A 17,505-nucleotide genomic window follows, 5' to 3' on the forward strand; every position below is an offset into this window, starting at 1 on the left:
GGCACCGAGGAAGCACAACATGGCGAACCGCATCTCCTTCACCACCGGCACCGCACTTGCGGCCCTTGCCCTCGGCTGCGCCGCGCAGCCCGCCTTCGCGCAGGACGAAAGCGCGTCCGCCGAGGCCGAGGCGACGGCCGAAGGTGACCCCATCATCGTGACCGGCACCCGCCGCACCGACCGCACCGTCTCCGAGAGCGCGGTGCCGATCGACGTGATCGGTTCCGAGGCGCTGCTCAACCAAGGCACGACCGAGACCAACCGGCTGCTCAACAATCTCGTCCCCTCGTTCAATTTCCCGCAGCCCTCGCTGACCGACGGCACCGATTCGCTGCGCCCCGCCACCCTGCGCGGCCTTGCGCCCGATCAGGTGCTGGTGCTGGTCAACGGCAAGCGGCGGCATTCCTCGGCGCTGCTCAACCTCAACGGTTCGGTCGGGCGCGGCTCGACCGGGGTCGACATGAACACCATCCCGCCGCTCGCGATCGAACGGATCGAAGTGCTGCGCGACGGCGCGGCCTCGCAATATGGCTCGGACGCGATCGCGGGGGTGATCAACATCCAGCTGAGGAAGGGCGAGGGCGGGCGCGCGCAGGTGACCTATGGCAAGTACATCACCACCCTCGAGGACGTGGCGCAGGTCCAGAGCGTCGCGCCCACGACGGGTGCGAGCGATGATCCGGTGATCACTTTCACCGGCGAGGACCGCAAGCGCCGCGACGGCGACACGGTCACCTTCGCCGCGAACTACGGCCTGCCGCTCGGCGACACCGGCTTCGTCAACATCACCGCCGAATACAAGGACCGCGATCCCACCAACCGCTCGGGCCCCGACATCCGTCGGCAATACTCGGGTGTTGGCGACGTGCGCGAGACCACCATCAACCGCTACAACCACCGCTTCGGCGACGGCAAGTCGGAGGACGTCAACCTCTTCGTCAACGCTGGCATTGATGTCGGCGAGAGCTTCGAGCTCTACGCCTTCGGCAGCTATGGCAACCGTCAGGCCAACGGCACCGGCTTCTATCGCCGCTCGCTCGACGCGCGCAACCGCGACTTCGCCAATGGGGGCGCGCCGTTCTATCCCGACGGCTTCCTGCCGCAGATCGACTCCGACATCGAGGACATCGCCGGGGCGCTCGGGATCCGCGGGGAGACCGCGGGCTGGAACCTCGACCTGTCGATCAGCTACGGCAGCAACCGCCTCGATTACGGGGTGTCGAACAGCTGGAACGCCTCGCTCGGCGGCCTCGTGAGCCCGACCGAGTTCGATGCCGGGGGCCTGCGTTCGGGGCAGACCTCGGTCAATTTCGACGCCCAGCGCGACATCGATCTGGGGATCGGCGACAGCTCGTTCGCGTTCGGCGGCGAGTGGCGCAACGAGAACTACCGGATCATCCCGGGCGAGGAGGCGAGCTACATCGCCGGCCCCTTCACCTTCTCGAACGGCGCTGCGCCGGGCGCGCAGGTGTTCCCGGGCTTCCAGCCTTCGACCGAGGTCGACGCCTCGCGGGACAGCTTTGCCGCCTATGTCGAACTCGACACCGACCTTTCGGACATGTTCAACGTCCAGATTGCCGGACGTTACGAGCATTATTCGGACTTCGGCGACACGCTGAACGGCAAGATCGCCGCGCGCTTCGAGCCGGTCGAGGGCCTCGCATTTCGCGGCGCGGCCTCGACCGGCTTCCGTGCCCCCGGTCTGGCGCAGCAATTCTTCTCGACCACCTCGACCAACAACGTGACCGGCATCGGCCTGGTCGAGATCGGCACCTTCCCCGTCAATTCGCCGATTGCAGTCGCGCTCGGCGCGCAGCCGCTCGAGCCAGAGGAATCGGTCAACCTCAGCGGCGGCGTGGTGTTCACCATGATCGACGGGCTCAGCCTCACGGTCGACTACTACAACATCGAGATCTCCGACCGGATCGTGCTGACCGAGAACCTGCAAGGCGCCGACGTGGTCGCGCTGCTCCAGGCGGCGGGTGTGGTCGGCACCTCGGCACGGTTCTTCATCAACGGCATCGACACCCGCACCGAGGGTCTCGATATCGTCGCGAGCTACCGCTTGCCCGATTTCGGCGCGGGCCGGTTCACGCTGACCGCGGGCTTCAACGTCAATGACACCGAGATCACCGACCGGCGGACCTTCTCGGGCTTCAACGCGCAGCGCCTGTTTGCTCGGCCGGAGAGCTTCCGCCTGACCGACGGGCAGCCGTCGAACAAGCTCAACCTCGGGCTCGACTGGGAGCTGGCGCCCTTCGGCGCGAGCTTGCGTGCCAACCGCTTCGGTTCGGTGTTCCTGCCGATCGGTTCGAACAATGACCTGACGATCGCCAAGGGCGCGGCGCCGGGCGACGTGACGCTCTCGCCCAAGTGGGTGGTCGATCTGGAAGCGCGCTACACGCTGCTGGAGCGCATCCAGCTCGCCGTGGGGGCGAACAACCTGTTCGACGAATATCCCGACCGCCTGCCCTTCGGCGTGGTCAACGGGTTCAATTTCGGTCAGAATCAATCGTTTCTGCCCTATTCCTCGCAGTCGCCCTTCGGCTTCAGCGGGCGCTTCCTCTACGGGCGCGTGAGCGTCGAGTTCTGAGGCGGCAGGGCGCGGCGGGGAGGCGCGTGCCTCTCGCCGCGCCGATCCGACCCTAAAGCCGCACCTCGGCAACCTTGTCCTTGTAGTCCTTCTTCGGATCGATCCCGATCAGCATCTTGATCCCCGCGACCAGCGAGGAGGCGTCGATCCAGATCTCGGCTTCTTCGGGATCGAGGCGGACGAGGGCGATCTTGGGATCGTCCTTGCCCTCGTACCAGGCCGCGACGAAGGGGTTCCAGAGCCGGTCGATGGTTGCCCGGTCGCGGGTGGTCGAGAAGGTGCCGTGCAGCGTTGCCCAGACGTCGTGGCCCTTGGAGGCGAAATGCGCCATCGCGCGCGGCTCGCCATCGCCAAGCTCGGCTTGCTGGATCATCCGGTAGAGGTTGTTGTCGGTGGCGGTGAAGAACCACAGGGGGCCGTGGTACTCGCCGTCGTCGTAGAGGTTGTCATCGAGCTGCGCGGTCATCGGACGGGCGTGGCCGTCCTCGCCCTCGGCCAGGCCGAGGAACATCGTCATGTCGCTTTTGAGCGCCTTCCAGAATTTCGAACGGATCTCCGCGTCGGTCGCCATGCCTGTCTCCTTCGATGGGGACAGGCGCTAGCGCCGGCGCGGGAAAAAAGTTCCGCCTAGAAGACCTCGAACAGACCGGCCGCACCCTGGCCGCCGCCGATGCACATCGTGACGACGACATACTTCGCCCCGCGGCGCTTGCCTTCGATCAGCGCGTGGCCGGTGCAGCGCGCCCCGGTCATGCCGTAGGGGTGGCCGATCGAGATCGAGCCGCCGGAGACGTTGAGGATGTCGTTGGGGATGCCGAGCTGGTCGCGGCAGTAGAGCACCTGCACCGCGAAGGCCTCGTTCAGTTCCCACAGCCCGATGTCGTCCATCTTGAGACCGGTTGCCTTGAGCAGCTTGGGGATCGCGAAGACCGGCCCGATGCCCATCTCGTCGGGCTCGGTGCCCGCGACCGCCATGCCGACATAGCGGCCGAGCGGCTGGAGCCCGCGCTGTTCGGCAATCTTGGCTTCCATCAGCACCGCGGCCGAGGAGCCGTCCGAGAGCTGCGAGGCGTTGCCCGCGGTGATGTTCATCCCCGGGCCCATCACCGGCTGGAGGCTCTGGAGGCCTTCGAGGGTGGTCTCGGGACGGTTGCCTTCGTCCTTCGAGAGGGTGATTTCCTTCTGCGAGACTTCCTTGGTCTCCTTGTCGACCACGTTCATGGTGACGGTGACCGGGACGATCTCGGCATCCAGACGGCCCTCGGCCTGGGCGGCCGCGGTGCGCTGCTGCGATTGCAGGGCGTATTCGTCCTGCGCCTCGCGGCTGATGTTGTAGCGCTTGGCGACGGTCTCGGCGGTGCCGAGCATCGGCATGTAGACATCCTTGTGCATCGCGATCAGCGAGCGGTCGGGCGAGACGCGCATCTCGGGGGTCTGCACCAGCGAGATGGAATCCTGACCGCCGCCGACGACGATGTCCATGTTGTCGACGATGATCTGCTTGGCGGCGGTCGCAATCGCCATCAAGCCCGAGGAGCACTGGCGGTCGATCGTCTGGCCGGCGACAGTGACCGGGCAGCCGGCGCGCAGCGCGACCTGGCGGGCGATATTGCCGGCCTGGGTGCCCTGGGTGAGAACCGCGCCCCACACCACATCGTCGATCTCGCCCGCCTCGATCCCGGCGCGTTCGATCGCCGGGGCGAGGCTGAGCGCGCCGAGCGTCGGCCCGGGAGTGGCGTTGAAGGCGCCCTTGTAGGCGCGGCCGATGGGGGTGCGGGCAGTGGAAACGATAACGGCGTCACGTGCCATGATGGGGGTATCCTTCTTGAAAGAGGTCAGTCGGGGAACCGTGCCGCCCCGTCTTCGAGCGGCAGGTCGAGCGCGCCGCAGATCAGCGACACGCCGTGATAGAAGGCGACAAGCTGGACCAATTCGAGCACTTCCTCTTCCGAGAAGTGCTCCCGAAGGTCGTGCCATTGCGTGTCGGAGAGGCGCTTGTGGTCGAGCAGCGCGTCGACGCCGGCGATCAGCGCCGCCTCGCGTTTGGTCCACACCGGATCGGCTGCATCGCCGTGCACCAGCGCGCGCTGCTGCGCCTCGTCGATCCCGGCCTTTTCCGCAAAGCCGCGGATGTGGACGCCGTATTCGTACTCGCAGCCGCAGCGCGCCGTGGTCCGGTCGATCACCAGCTCGCGATCGCGCAAGGGCAGCGGCCCGCGGTCGAGCAACGAGCCTGCGGTGAACTTGCCCCACGCACGCTCGTGCTTCGCCAGCGTGGTGAACAGCTTCAGCGGCGGCGCACCGCGCATCAGCACGGCCATCGCCCGGGCAAAAGGCTCGGGGTAGGGCTCGGCGAGAGGTTCGATGCGCACCACTGAGCTCACACGAAGTATTGCGTGATCCACTCGCAGATCAGGGCGGGCTTTTCCTCGCCTTCGATCTCGATCGTGATCTCGCAGGTCTGCTGCCATTGGCCGGGGCGCTTCTCGACCATTTCGACGAGCTTCCAGTGGCCGCGGATGCGCTTGCCGGCGCGCACGGGGGCGATGAAGCGGGTCTTGTTGCCGCCGTAGTTGACGCCCATCTTCACGCCATCGACGCGCGGGGCGCCGCCCTGGGCGCCGAGATAGGGGATCATCGAGAGCGTCAGGAAGCCGTGCGCGATGGTGCCGCCGAAGGGCGTCATCTTGGCCATCTCTTCGTTGACGTGGATGAACTGGTGGTCACCGGTCGCCTCGGCGAACTGGTTGATGCGTTCCTGGCTCATCTCGGCCCATTCGCTGGTGCCGATCACTTCGCCGACTTTGGCGGCCAAATCCTGCGCGTTCATCAGGGCTCCTCCTCTTGTCCGCGAAGCCGCCCGATCCGTGGCCGACTTCGCTGTTTGCGCCGGGCTACATGGCGCAACACAAGAGGGAGCGCAACGTCCCGTTCTATGCCGCTACGGCACCGCGCATCTGGCCTGCGACTGCGGCCTTCCTCGCAGCGCTGCGCTCGAGCAGATCGCGCGCCGACTCGATCCGGCGGCAATAGGTGTCGAGGCCGATCTGGAGGCCCACGAGCATCAGCATCACCGGCTGATAGGCGATCCCCTGGAACAGCGCGCCCACGAGATAGATCACCGCCCCCATCTGGAGCGCGGCGGCGAGCGGGGCGATCCAGCGGGTGGCCTCGTCCTCGGCGGTCTTCCAGCGGCGCTGGATGCGCTCCATCTGCCACAGGCCGAGCGCGTGCAGCAGCAGCCACATGCCGAGCCCCGGCCAGCCCTGTTCGCCGAGCATCTCGAACACCGAGGAATGGTAGGCGCGCGCCTTGTCCTCGACCTCCTGATAGGTGACCGTCGTGGTGTTCCCTTCGGTCTTCTTGACCGGCATTGTGTAGGTGAACCTGTTCGAGCGATAGGCATCGAACCCGCCGCCCAGCGGCTTGGTCTGGACGTAGTCGAGCGTCCAGTTCCACACCGCGACACGGGTCGAGGCGCTCTCGTCGCCGCCGGGCTCGGCTATGGTCGCCATGCGGTCGTAATAGGATTGCGGCAGGAAGGGGAGGGCAGCCAGGCCGAGGACGCCGGCCCCGGCGATGAACAGGATACGCCGCTTGGAATAGCGCAGCAGCAGCACTGCCAGCGCGGCGATGCACAAGAGGCCCGTGCGCGCCTCGGTGCCGATCGGCACCAGCAGCGCGGCAAAGGTCAACGCGGCGGCGAAGGCGGTCACCGTCCAGTGGCGCGGGAAGATCGTGCCGTGGCGCACGAACCACCAGACCAGCGGGATCAGCCCGATCGCCACCGTCGCGAGGGTCGAGCTCTCGTAGATGCCCGAGTTGTCGTCGACGAAGAAGTTCAATTCGCCATAGCCGCCCCCGCCGGTCACCACCTTGAGGCCGGTGGCGATCACGATCATCGCCACGCTCAGCACCAGCGCGAGCGCCAGTCCTTCGATCCGCGCGCGGGTGGTGAGGGTGAGGGGGAGGAAGATCGCGAACAGCAGCGCCTTCCACACCCAGTCCCACTTGGTCAGCGCCTCCTCGGGGAAATCGGCATTGCCGGTGGTCCACCAGCAATAGACGAGCAGCCCCAGCATCAGCCCCTGCCGCAAGGTGAAGCGCGCACCCTCCTTGCGATCGAGCGCGAGCCACCCGCCGAAGGCCGCTGCAAAGGCGATCAGCGACAGGGGCAGGGTGGTGATGATCGAGTAGCCGATGCGCTGGGGCGCAAGGATGTCGATGTAGACATAGAGCAGCACCCACAGGAACGGGCGCTTGAGACCGAGCAGCAGGACATAGGCGATGAAGACGAGGAAGAAGAGGTCCTTCACGCCTCCTCCTCCCCGGCGTCCGCCCCGTGCTCGCCGCGCGCGCGGCGCGCCGCGTTGCGGCCCGAGGCACTGGCGGCCTTGCGGTTGTCGGCGGTCTCGGACGTGATCTCACCCAGCAGCGGGTCGACATCGAGCCCCTCGCGCAGCACCAGCCGCATCAGCGCGACCGCGAGCAGGCCGTGGCCGAGCGCAAGGGCGAAGGTGTCGATCATCGGTCGGCCAGGTTCCGCGGACGAAGCATGGCAGAGCCTTACTCCGCGCCAGTTGACGCCGCGTTAAGCACGCGCGCGCTAGAGCACGGCGATGATCCGCGTCCTCCACGTTCTCGACCACTCCCTGCCGCTCCACAGCGGCTACACCTTCCGCACGCGCGCGATCCTGAAGGCGCAGGAAGGCCATGGACTCGAGGTGCGCGGGATCACCGGGCAGCGGCACAATCTCGAGGCGGTTGTCACGGGCACTTGCGAGGAGGCCGACGGGCTGACCTTCCACCGCACCCCGGGCACCCCCTCCGGCCCTCCGGCCCTGCGCGAACTGGGCGAGATCGGGGCGCTGACCGCCGCGATTCTCAAGCTCGCCGACCAATGGCGGCCCGACCTCATCCACGCCCACAGCCCGGCCCTGTGCGGCGCGGCCGCCGAGCGCGCGGCGCGGGCGCTGGGCGTGCCCTTCGTCTACGAGATCCGCGCCTTCTGGGAGGATGCCGCGGTCGGCAACCTCTCGGGCACGGAAGGCAATGTCAAATACCGGCTGACCCGCACGCTCGAGACCCGCGTGGCGCGCGCGGCGGACGCGCTGTTCACGATCTGCGAGGGATTGAAGGGCGATCTGGCCGCGCGCGGCATTCCTTCAGAGCGCATCAACGTCATGCCCAACGGTGTCGACCTCGACCTGTTCGGCGATCCGCCGCCGCGCGACGAGAGCCTCGCGGGCGAACTCGGCATTGCTCCGGGGGCGCCGGTGATCGGCTATGTCGGAAGCTTCTATGCCTATGAGGGGGTCGACGATCTGATCGCCGCGATGCCGCTGCTGCGGCAGTCGCATCCCGCATCCCGGCTGCTGCTGGTGGGCGCCGGGCCGATGGAGGCAAGCTGGCGCGCCGCTGCCGCCGCTCTGCCCGATCCGCAGGCCGTGATCTTCACCGGCCGCGTGCCGCACACCGAGGTCGAGCGCTACTATTCGCTGGTCGATGTGCTCGCATATCCGAGGAAGGCCCAGCGCCTTACCGATCTGGTCACGCCGTTGAAGCCGCTCGAGGCGATGGCCCAGCGCCGCCTTGTTGCCGCCTCGAGCGTGGGGGGGCACCGCGAGCTGATCGCGGAAGGGGTCACGGGCACGCTGTTCGCCCCCGACGATCCCGCCGCCTGCGCGGGCGCGCTCGCGCACCTGCTCGAAAACCGCGCCGCGTGGGACGCGATGAAAGCGCGCGCGCTCGATCATGTGCGCACCCGTCACGACTGGGCCACGAATGCGCGGCGTTATCTCTCTGTTTACCATCTCTTGATAGCCCAAGGTGACAAAGACGGCGCGCCGCGCGCTGTCGCACGAACAGGGTAGTCGTCGCATGGCATCGGGGCACAAGGGCAAGTCGGAGCAGCGCAGAGGCAAGGCGAGCCGCCGCCGCCCCGATGGCCGGCATCCTGTCAGGTTGCCGCTCGCCGCGCATCCTGCCTTTGCCCCCTTGCTGGGCGTGTGGGGCGCGCTGCTCGGCGCGGGCGTGGTGGTGGTGCTGCCGGCCGCTATGGTCGAGCAGATGCTCCGCGGGACGCTGATCGGCACCTGGGCCGCTGCCGCGCAGCCTACGCTCGCCTGGGTCGTCGGCGGGCTGCTCGGCATCGTGCTGTTCGCCTTTGCCGCCTTCTACCATGTCTCGGCACGCCGCGACGTGAGCGGGCCCTCGATCGCCGAGATGGCCGCGCGCCGCGTGACCCCGATCAATCCCGCGCGCGACCTCGGCTCGCGGCGGCTCGACGATCCGGTCGAGACTATGCCCTTCTCGACCCCGGCGTGGCGTGATGCCGATGCCGATGCCGATGCCGGTGCCGGTGCCGTGCCGTCCGTCGCCGAGCCCGAAGCTGCCAGCGCGCCGCGCGAGCTCGATCTGGCCGCCTTCGCCGAACTGCCCGGCCGCAACGCGGTGTGGGTCGAGGAGCCGGCGCCCGCCGCGTCTGCACCCGAACCTGCCCCCGCGCCGCTCGCCGACACGAGCGCCGTGGCTTCGCGCGCGGCCTCGGCGCCGCTGCCCGTGCCGGGCTCGGCCGCGCTCGCCCGTCTGCGCGCGGTGCCGACGAGCCAGTTGAGCCTTGCCGAAATGGTCGAACGCTTTGCCGGCGCGCTCCACGAAATGCGCGAGGGCGCGCCGGGTCGCAATCTCGGGCCGGGCGATCTGGCCGCGCGCGAGGCGGCGCTGGCCGAGGCCTTGAGGGCGCTCGAGGCGCTGAGCGGCAAGGGCCGCCCCGCGCCGCGCTTGCCGCGCCGTGACGAGCCGCTCCACGCCGTGCGCGCGCGCCTCCAGCCGCACCCGGAACGCGTCCGCGGCGCGGCCTGAGACCGCCCGCGCTGGAGCAAAAGCTGCAACCGACCGGGCCGAGGCCTGCGCGTCACGCAATCGACCTAAAGTCTGAATAGGTCTGCGAGAAATTTTGCTTCGCGCGCAGCCCTTGCCAAACCCGCTTCCTGTCGGCATGAGGGCCGCGAAAACGAGCAATGGCCACCCGCCAAGGGGGCCGCGCCCGCTAGGCCTGCCCGAGGCGTGTTCCTTCGCATGAGCGATCATGCGACAAGGTTCGCGCCTCTGGGCATCTGACAGATCGGACTACTGCCATGGGTTACCCTAACGCCCAGGGTCTCTACGACCCCGCCAACGAACATGACGCCTGCGGCGTCGGCATGGTTGCGCATATCAAGGGCGAGAAAAGCCATGCGATCATCGCGAGCGCGCTCGAGATTCTCGAGAAGCTCGACCATCGCGGCGCGGTCGGCGCGGACCCGCTGCTGGGCGACGGCGCGGGCATCCTCATCCAGATTCCCGATCCGCTGATTCGCCGCTGGGCGCAGGGCGAGGGCCACGATCTGCCGCAGCCGGGCGACTATGCCGTGGGCATGTGCTTCCTGCCGCAGGACGCGGCCGCGCGTGACTTCGTCAAGGCGCGGATGGAGGCCTTCACTGCCAAGGAGGGCCAGCGCTTCATCGGCTGGCGCGAGGTGCCGACGACGCCGGCAGGCCTCGGCGCGGCGGTGATCGCCTCGATGCCGGTGATCGAGATGGCGGTGATCGCGCGCGGCGCGAATTGCGCTGATCAGGACGCTTTCGAGAGGAAGCTGCTGACGATCCGCAAGCAGGTGCAGAACCCGCTTGCGCAGCTGGCCGAAAAGCACGGCCTGCCCGGGGTGACCGAGACCTATATCCCGTCCTTCTCCACCCGCACGGTCGTCTACAAGGGGCTGTTGCTGGCGACGCAGGTCGGCAGCTTCTACGACGACCTGCGCGATCCGGCCTGCGTCTCGGCGCTGGGCCTCGTCCACCAGCGCTTCAGCACCAACACCTTCCCGAGCTGGCGTCTCGCCCACCCGTTCCGCTTCATCGCCCACAATGGCGAGATCAACACGGTGCGCGGCAACGTCAACTGGATGAACGCGCGCCGCCGCACGATGGAAAGCGAGTTGCTCGGCCCCGATCTCGACAAGATGTGGCCGATCATCCCGCACGGGCAATCGGACACCGCCTGCCTCGACAATGCGCTCGAACTGCTGATCGCGGGCGGATACAGCCTCGCCCATGCGATGATGATCCTCATCCCCGAAGCCTGGGCCGGCAATCCGCTGATGACCCCCGAGCGGCGCGCCTTCTACGAATACCACGCCGCGCTGATGGAGCCGTGGGATGGCCCCGCCTCGGTGTGCTTCACCGACGGCCGCCAGATCGGCGCGACGCTCGACCGCAACGGGCTGCGGCCGGCGCGCTTCTGCGTGACCAAGGACGACATCGTCTGCCTCGCCTCGGAAAGCGGCGTGCTGCCCTTCCGCGAGGAGGATATCGTGCGCAAGTGGCGCTTGCAGCCGGGCAAGATGCTGCTGATCGACCTCGAACAGGGCCGCATCATCGAGGACGACGAATTGAAGGCCGACCTCGCCAATGCCGAGCCCTATGCCGAGTGGCTGCACCAGGCGCAGTACAAGCTCGAGGACATCACCGACGTGGTGCCCGAACTCGCGGCGATCCCGGCCGAGGAGGGCACGCTGCTCGAGCGCCAGCAGGTCTTCGGCTACACGCAAGAAGACATCAGCCGTTTCCTCGAACCGATGGCCGTGGACGCGGACGATCCGATCGGCTCGATGGGCACCGACACGCCGATCGCGGTGCTCTCCAATCGTGCGCGGCTGCTCTACGACTACTTCAAGCAGAACTTCGCGCAGGTGACCAACCCCCCGATCGACCCGATCCGCGAGGAACTGGTGATGAGCCTCACCAGCATGATCGGCCCGCGGCCGAACCTGCTCGGGCGCGACGCGGGGACGCACAAGCGGCTCGAGGTCGACCAGCCGATCCTGACCAACGAGGATCTCGCCAAGATCCGCTCGGTGGAAGAGGCGCTGGACGGCGCGTTCCGCTGCGCCACGATCGACATCACCTGGGATGCCAGGAGCGGGGCCGAAGGCCTTGAAATGGCGCTGAAGGAAATGTGCTGGGCTGCGACCGAGGCGGTGCTGCAGGATCACAACATCCTTGTGCTGTCCGACCGCGGCCAGTCCGAAACCCGGGTGCCGATGCCAGCGCTGCTGGCGACCGCGGCGGTGCATCACCACCTCGTCCGGCAGGGCCTCAGGATGCAGACCGGCCTCGTGGTCGAGACCGGCGAGGCGCGCGAGGTGCATCACTTCTGCGTGCTCGCAGGCTACGGCGCGGAGGCGATCAACCCCTATCTCGCCTTCGAGACATTGGAAGCCCTGCGCGCCCGGCGCCACCCCGATCTGCCGGCCACCAAGGTGCAGCAGAACTTCATCAAGGCCATCGGCAAGGGCATCCGCAAGGTCATGTCCAAGATGGGCATCTCGACCTACCAGTCCTATTGCGGGGCGCAGATCTTCGACGCGGTCGGGCTGTCGAGCGCCTTCGTCGAGAAGTATTTCACCGGCACCGCCACCACCATCGAGGGCATCGGCCTTGCCGAAGTCGCCGAGGAAGCGCTGCGCCGCCACGGGCAGGCCTATGGCGACAACCCGCTCTATGACGGGATGCTCGATGTGGGCGGCATCTACCAGTATCGCCTGCGCGGCGAGGAGCATGCCTGGACGCCGCAGAACGTTGCGGCGCTTCAGCACGCGGTGCGCGGCAACGACCCGAAGAATTATGAGGAATTCGCCAGGTCGATCAACGAGCAGTCCGAACGCCTGCTGACGATCCGTGGGCTGCTGGAGTTCAAGAAGGCCGACAAGCCGATCCCGCTCGAGGAAGTGGAACCGGCGAGCGAGATCGTGAAGCGCTTCTCGACCGGCGCGATGAGCCTCGGCTCGATCAGCCACGAGGCGCACTCGACCATGGCGATCGCGATGAACCGCATCGGCGGGCGCTCGAACACGGGCGAGGGCGGGGAGGAGCCGTTCCGCTTCAAGCCGCTCGATAACGGCGATTCCATGCGCAGCCGGATCAAGCAGGTCGCGAGCGGGCGCTTCGGCGTGACCACCGAATACCTCGTCAATTCGGACGATATCCAGATCAAGATGGCGCAGGGCGCAAAGCCCGGCGAGGGCGGGCAGCTGCCCGGCCACAAGGTCGACAAGCGCATCGGCGCGGTGCGGCACTCGACCCCGGGTGTGGGCCTGATCTCGCCGCCGCCGCACCACGACATCTATTCGATCGAGGATCTCGCGCAGCTGATCCACGACCTCAAGAACGTGAACCCGGCGGCGCGCATCTCGGTGAAGCTGGTCTCCGAAGTCGGCGTCGGCACGGTCGCGGCGGGCGTGTCCAAGGCGCGCGCGGATCACGTGACGATTGCGGGTTATGACGGCGGCACGGGCGCCTCGCCGCTGACCTCGCTGACGCACGCGGGTAGCCCGTGGGAGATTGGCCTCGCCGAGACCCAGCAGACCCTGCTGCTCAACGACCTGCGGGACCGGATCGCGGTGCAGGTCGACGGGGGTCTGCGCACCGGGCGCGACGTTGCCATCGGCGCGCTGCTGGGCGCGGACGAGTTCGGCTTTGCCACCGCGCCGCTGATCGCCGCCGGGTGCATCATGATGCGCAAGTGCCACCTCAACACCTGCCCCGTCGGTGTCGCCACGCAGGACCCGGTGCTGCGCGCACGCTTCACCGGGCAGCCCGAACACGTGGTCAACTACATGTTCTTCGTGGCGGAAGAGCTGCGCCAGATCATGGCCGAGATGGGCTTCCGCACCGTCGCCGAGATGGTCGGCAGGGTCGACCGGCTCGACACCCGCCGGATGGAGCGCCACTGGAAGGCGCGCGGGATCGACCTTGGCCGCATCCTCCACCAGGTGCCACTCAAGGACGGGGCTTCGCTGCGCCAGGTCGGAGTGCAGGACCACGGTCTCGAAGGCGCGCTCGACAACAAGCTGATCGCCGATTGCCGCACCGCGATCGACACCAAGCAGCCGGTGCAGCTCGAATACGCGGTGAGGAACGTCAACCGCACCGTGGGCGCGATGCTTTCGGGCGAGATCGCCAAGGCGCACGGGCACGAGGGCCTGCCGACCGACACGATCCGCATCAACCTGGCGGGCGTGGCCGGGCAGAGCTTCGGCGCTTGGCTCGCCCACGGGGTGACGCTCGATCTCGTCGGCGATGCCAACGACTATGTCGGCAAGGGGCTGTCGGGCGGGCGCATCATCGTGCGCCAGCCTGCCGAGGCCGCGCGCGCGTCGAACGAGAACATCATCGTCGGCAACACCGTCCTCTACGGCGCGATCGCGGGCGAGGCCTATTTCAACGGCGTCGCGGGCGAGCGTTTCGCGGTCAGGAACTCGGGCGCTATCGCAGTGGTCGAAGGCACCGGGGATCACGGCTGCGAATACATGACCGGCGGCGTGGTGGTCGTGCTCGGCAAGACCGGGCGCAACTTCGCGGCCGGGATGAGCGGCGGGGTCGCCTATGTCTATGATCCCGAGGGCGCCTTCGAGAAGCTCGTCAACCACGCGCAGGTCGACCTGCTGCCGATTTCGGCTACGCCGGACGCCGACGAGGGCACGGGCCGCCCGGCCCAGCGTCCGCGCTCGGTCCACGACTTCGGCATGGGCGACATGCTGCGCCACGATGCCGAGCGGCTGCGCATCCTTGTCGAGCGCCACCAGCTCCACACCGGCTCCAAGCTGGCGGGCGCGCTGCTCGCCGACTGGGAGGCGGCGCTGGGCAAGTTCGTCAAGGTGATGCCGCGCGACTATGCGGCGGCGCTCAAGAAGCTCGAAGCCGAGCGCCACGAAGCTGCCAGCGTCGCTGCAGAATAGAATTCAGGAACGAGATGTAAGTATGGGCAAGGAAACCGGATTTCTCGAGCTGGACCGCCGCGAGCGGGATTATCTCGACCCGAAAGAGCGCCTGAAGAACTACCGCGAGTTCGTCATCCAGCCGGATGATGCCACGCTGACGGGGCAGGCCTCGCGCTGCATGAATTGCGGCATTCCCTACTGCCACAACGGCTGTCCGGTGAACAACATGATCCCGGACTGGAACCACCTCGTCTACGAGGCGGACTGGAAGCGCGCGCTCGCCAACCTCCACTCCACCAACAATTTTCCGGAGTTCACCGGCCGCATCTGCCCCGCCCCGTGCGAGGCGGCGTGCACATTGAACATCATCGACCAGCCGGTGACCATCAAGTCGATCGAATGCGCCATCGTCGACCGCGGGTGGAAGGAAGGCTGGATCACGCCGCAGGTCCCCGAAAAGAAGACCGGCAAGTCGGTCGCCATCGTCGGCTCGGGCCCCGCGGGCCTCGCCTGCGCGCAGCAGCTGGCGCGGGCGGGCCATTCGGTCACCGTGTTCGAGAAGGCCGACCGCGTCGGCGGGCTGCTGCGCTACGGCATTCCCGACTTCAAGATGGAAAAGCACCTCATCAACCGCCGCTGCGTGCAGATGGAGGCCGAGGGCGTCACCTTCAAAACCTCGAAGGAAGTGGGCGTCGACATCTCCTTCGCCAGCCTCAAGGAGAATTTCGACGCGGTGGTGCTAGCCGGCGGCGCGGAAGATGCGCGCCAGCTTCAGATCCCGGGCGCCGAGATGCCGGGCGTGCGCCTCGCGATGGAGTTCCTCACCCAGCAGAACAAGCGCGTCGCGGGCGATGACGAGCTGCGCGCCGCCCCGCGCGGCAGCCTGACGGCAACCGGCAAGCATGTCGTCGTGCTCGGCGGCGGCGATACCGGCTCGGACTGCGTGGGCACCTCGAACCGGCAGGGTGCCAAGAGCGTCACCCAGCTCGAGATCATGCCCAAGCCGCCCGAGAAGGAAGACAAGGCGCTGACCTGGCCCGACTGGCCGATGAAGCTGCGCACCTCCTCCAGCCACCAGGAAGGCGTCGAGCGCGACTGGGCGGTGCTCGCCAAGCGCGTGATCGGCGATGGCGAGAAGGTGACGGGCCTCGAATGCGTGCGGGTCGAGTGGAAGGACCGCCAGATGCAGGAAATCGCCGGCAGCGAGTTCACCATCCCCGCCGACCTGATTCTCCTCGCGATGGGCTTCGTCGGCCCGCGCAAGGCGGGGCTGCTCGAACAGGCGGGCGTTACGCTCGATGCGCGGGGCAATGTCGCGGCGGACACGAACAGCTATGCGACCAGCGAGCCCAATGTCTTTGCCTGCGGCGACATGCGGCGCGGGCAGAGCCTTGTCGTCTGGGCAATCCGCGAAGGCCGCCAGGCCGCGCGCGCGGTCGACGAGGCGCTGATGGGGGTCTCCGAACTCCCGCGCTGAGGCGAGAGCCTGCGCGCCCTAGGGCTGCTTGAACTTGCGCTTGTGCTTATGCGCAGGCTTGCCCGGCCTGGGGCCACTTCCCGGCTTGGCGAACCCGCGCGCGGGCGGCTTGGCCTTGACGAAGGCATTGTCGGCATTGCTGCGCGAGGGGCGCAGCTGGCGGTTGCTGCGCGCGGCCTCGCGCGGGCCGGCGTCGGAGCGTTCGATCCGCACCATTTCCTCGTCGCCCTGCGTCTCGCCGGTGCGCGCGGCGGTGGCGGCATATTTGTCGGCGAGCGCGCGCGGGATCTGGAAATAGGTCTCCGCCTGCCCGATGCGGATCGCGCCGATCTCGTTCTTCGTGATGTGCCCGCGGCGGCAGATCAGCGGCAGCAGCCAGCGCGGGTCGGCCCCGTCGCTGCGGCCGATCTCCATCCGGAACCATACCGTGTCCTCGAAGCCGGGGCGGTGGCGCTCCTTCTGCGCCTCGCGCGAATTGGCGGCGATTTCCTCGGGCTCGGGCAGGCGCGCGCGGTGGGCGTGGACGAGCATCGCGGCGATGTCCTCAGGGCTGCGTTCGGCGAGCAGGCGCTGGGCCAGCTCGCGGTCGGCCGCGTCGAACTCGGTCGGGGCGAGCAGCTTATCCAGCAGCCGGTCGCGGTCGCGCGTCGCGATCATCTCGGGGCCCGGCACGTCCTGCCATTCGGCGGCGATCTGCGCGCGGCCCAGCATCGCCTCGGTCCGGCGGCGGGCGGAGAAGGGCACGATCAGCACCGCGATCCCCTTGCGCCCCGCGCGCCCCGTGCGGCCCGAACGGTGCTGGAGCGTCTCGGCATCGCGCGGCAGCTCGACTTGGACGACGAGGCTCAGCGTCGGCAGGTCGATCCCGCGCGCGGCGACATCGGTCGCGACGCACACCCGCGCGCGGCCATCGCGCAGCGCCTGCAGCGCCTGGTTGCGCTCGCCCTGCGAATGCTCGCCCGACAGCGCCACGACCGCAAAGCCGCGCTCCTGCAGGGTCGCGTGGAGGTGGCGCACCTTCTCGCGCGTGGAGCAGAACAGGATCGCGGTTTCCGCCTCGTGGAAGCGCAGCAGGTTGACCACCGCGTTCTCGACTTCCGGAGGGGAGACGGTGACGGCCTGATAGGCAATGTCGCCATGCCCGCGCCCGCCTTCGGAGATGGTGGCGATGCGCAGCGCCTCATGCTGGTAGCGGCGGGCGAGCGCCTCGATCGGGCGCGGCATGGTGGCCGAGAACAGCAGCGTGCGGCGGCTGTCCGGCGTGCCGTCAAGAATCGCTTCCAGTTCCTCGCGAAAGCCCATGTCGAGCATCTCGTCGGCTTCATCCAGCACCGCGACGGCGAGCTGTGAAAGATCGAGCGCCCCGCGCTCGAAATGGTCGCGCAGGCGGCCGGGGGTGCCGACGACGATCGCCGGGCCCGATTGCAGCACCTTGCGCTCGGCCGAGGGGTTCATGCCGCCCACGCACGTAGCCACACGGGCACCGGTGCGGGCGTAGAGCCATTCGAGCTCACGGCTGACTTGCAACGCAAGCTCGCGCGTGGGGGTGATGACCAGCGCGCGCGGGGCCTCGAGGTAGCCGATCCGCTCGGCCTCGCCGAGCAGTTCCGGTACCATCGCCAGACCGAAAGCCACCGTCTTGCCCGAGCCGGTCTGGGCCGAGACGACAAGGT

General features: G+C 68.1%; 12 protein-coding genes. 5 read left to right on the top strand and 7 right to left on the bottom strand.

From position 1 onward, the window contains the following. Positions 1–19 precede the first annotated feature (19 nt). Positions 20–2,593, top strand: a complete 2,574-nt coding sequence (locus AX692_RS07855; RefSeq protein WP_081095205.1) for a TonB-dependent receptor plug domain-containing protein — start codon at positions 20–22, stop codon at positions 2,591–2,593. Between the two features lie 52 nt (positions 2,594–2,645). Here AX692_RS07855 and AX692_RS07860 read toward each other — a convergent pair whose 3' ends face one another. From AX692_RS07860 to AX692_RS07885, 6 genes are all read right to left on the bottom strand, one after another. Further along, positions 2,646–3,164, bottom strand: a complete 519-nt coding sequence (locus AX692_RS07860) for a pyridoxamine 5'-phosphate oxidase family protein (protein ID WP_073975609.1) — start codon at positions 3,162–3,164, stop codon at positions 2,646–2,648. Positions 3,165–3,220: 56 nt separating this feature from the next. Further along, positions 3,221–4,402, bottom strand: a complete 1,182-nt coding sequence (locus AX692_RS07865; RefSeq protein ID WP_073975610.1) for an acetyl-CoA C-acyltransferase — start codon at positions 4,400–4,402, stop codon at positions 3,221–3,223. 26 nt (positions 4,403–4,428) lie between these two features. Beyond that, positions 4,429–4,965, bottom strand: a complete 537-nt coding sequence (locus AX692_RS07870) for a carboxymuconolactone decarboxylase family protein (RefSeq protein ID WP_196489939.1) — start codon at positions 4,963–4,965, stop codon at positions 4,429–4,431. An 8-nt stretch (positions 4,966–4,973) separates the two neighbouring features. After that, complete coding sequence (locus AX692_RS07875) at positions 4,974–5,423, bottom strand: MaoC family dehydratase (RefSeq protein ID WP_073975612.1); 450 nt, start codon at positions 5,421–5,423, stop codon at positions 4,974–4,976. Between the two features lie 103 nt (positions 5,424–5,526). Continuing rightward, positions 5,527–6,909, bottom strand: a complete 1,383-nt coding sequence (locus AX692_RS07880; protein ID WP_073975613.1) for a putative O-glycosylation ligase, exosortase A system-associated — start codon at positions 6,907–6,909, stop codon at positions 5,527–5,529. Continuing rightward, a complete protein-coding gene (locus tag AX692_RS07885; RefSeq protein WP_073975614.1) occupies positions 6,906–7,121 on the bottom strand; it encodes a hypothetical protein in 216 nt (71 codons plus the stop codon). The genes AX692_RS07880 and AX692_RS07885 overlap by 4 nt, the downstream gene beginning before the upstream one ends. Positions 7,122–7,212: 91 nt before the next feature. Here AX692_RS07885 and AX692_RS07890 point away from each other — a divergent pair, with 91 nt between their 5' ends. The 4 genes from AX692_RS07890 (at position 7,213) to AX692_RS07905 (ending at position 15,832) form a co-directional block, all read left to right on the top strand. Further along, positions 7,213–8,466, top strand: a complete 1,254-nt coding sequence (locus tag AX692_RS07890; RefSeq protein ID WP_073975615.1) for a TIGR04063 family PEP-CTERM/XrtA system glycosyltransferase — start codon at positions 7,213–7,215, stop codon at positions 8,464–8,466. A 7-nt stretch (positions 8,467–8,473) separates the two neighbouring features. Continuing rightward, positions 8,474–9,457 carry a hypothetical protein gene (locus AX692_RS07895; protein ID WP_073975616.1) on the top strand — a complete coding sequence of 328 codons (984 nt, stop codon included), beginning with the start codon at positions 8,474–8,476 and terminating at the stop codon, positions 9,455–9,457. A 275-nt stretch (positions 9,458–9,732) separates the two neighbouring features. After that, complete coding sequence (gltB, locus tag AX692_RS07900; protein WP_073975617.1) at positions 9,733–14,373, top strand: glutamate synthase large subunit; 4,641 nt, start codon at positions 9,733–9,735, stop codon at positions 14,371–14,373. Between the two features lie 22 nt (positions 14,374–14,395). Then, positions 14,396–15,832 (top strand): glutamate synthase subunit beta, encoded by a 1,437-nt coding sequence (locus AX692_RS07905; protein ID WP_073975618.1) that lies wholly within the window; start codon positions 14,396–14,398, stop codon positions 15,830–15,832. Positions 15,833–15,850: 18 nt separating this feature from the next. On the opposite strand, the gene AX692_RS07910 is transcribed toward AX692_RS07905, so the two are convergent. After that, positions 15,851–17,505, bottom strand: a 1,655-nt coding sequence (locus AX692_RS07910; protein WP_073977621.1) for a DEAD/DEAH box helicase, incomplete at its 5' end; no start/stop codon positions are given.

Source organism: Erythrobacter donghaensis (genome assembly GCF_001557325.1).
Taxonomy (GTDB): domain Bacteria; phylum Pseudomonadota; class Alphaproteobacteria; order Sphingomonadales; family Sphingomonadaceae; genus Erythrobacter; species Erythrobacter donghaensis_B.

Bases quoted from the DNA above. Each gene is read 5' to 3' on its own strand.
- AX692_RS07855 (WP_081095205.1), top strand. From the start codon at position 20: ATGGCGAACCGCATCTCCTTCACCACCGGCACCGCACTTGCGGCCCTT.
- AX692_RS07860 (WP_073975609.1), bottom strand. From the start codon at position 3,164: ATGGCGACCGACGCGGAGATCCGTTCGAAATTCTGGAAGGCGCTCAAA.
- AX692_RS07865 (WP_073975610.1), bottom strand. From the start codon at position 4,402: ATGGCACGTGACGCCGTTATCGTTTCCACTGCCCGCACCCCCATCGGC.
- AX692_RS07875 (WP_073975612.1), bottom strand. From the start codon at position 5,423: ATGAACGCGCAGGATTTGGCCGCCAAAGTCGGCGAAGTGATCGGCACC.
- AX692_RS07885 (WP_073975614.1), bottom strand. From the start codon at position 7,121: ATGATCGACACCTTCGCCCTTGCGCTCGGCCACGGCCTGCTCGCGGTC.
- AX692_RS07890 (WP_073975615.1), top strand. From the start codon at position 7,213: ATGATCCGCGTCCTCCACGTTCTCGACCACTCCCTGCCGCTCCACAGC.
- AX692_RS07895 (WP_073975616.1), top strand. From the start codon at position 8,474: ATGGCATCGGGGCACAAGGGCAAGTCGGAGCAGCGCAGAGGCAAGGCG.
- gltB (WP_073975617.1), top strand. From the start codon at position 9,733: ATGGGTTACCCTAACGCCCAGGGTCTCTACGACCCCGCCAACGAACAT.
- AX692_RS07905 (WP_073975618.1), top strand. From the start codon at position 14,396: ATGGGCAAGGAAACCGGATTTCTCGAGCTGGACCGCCGCGAGCGGGAT.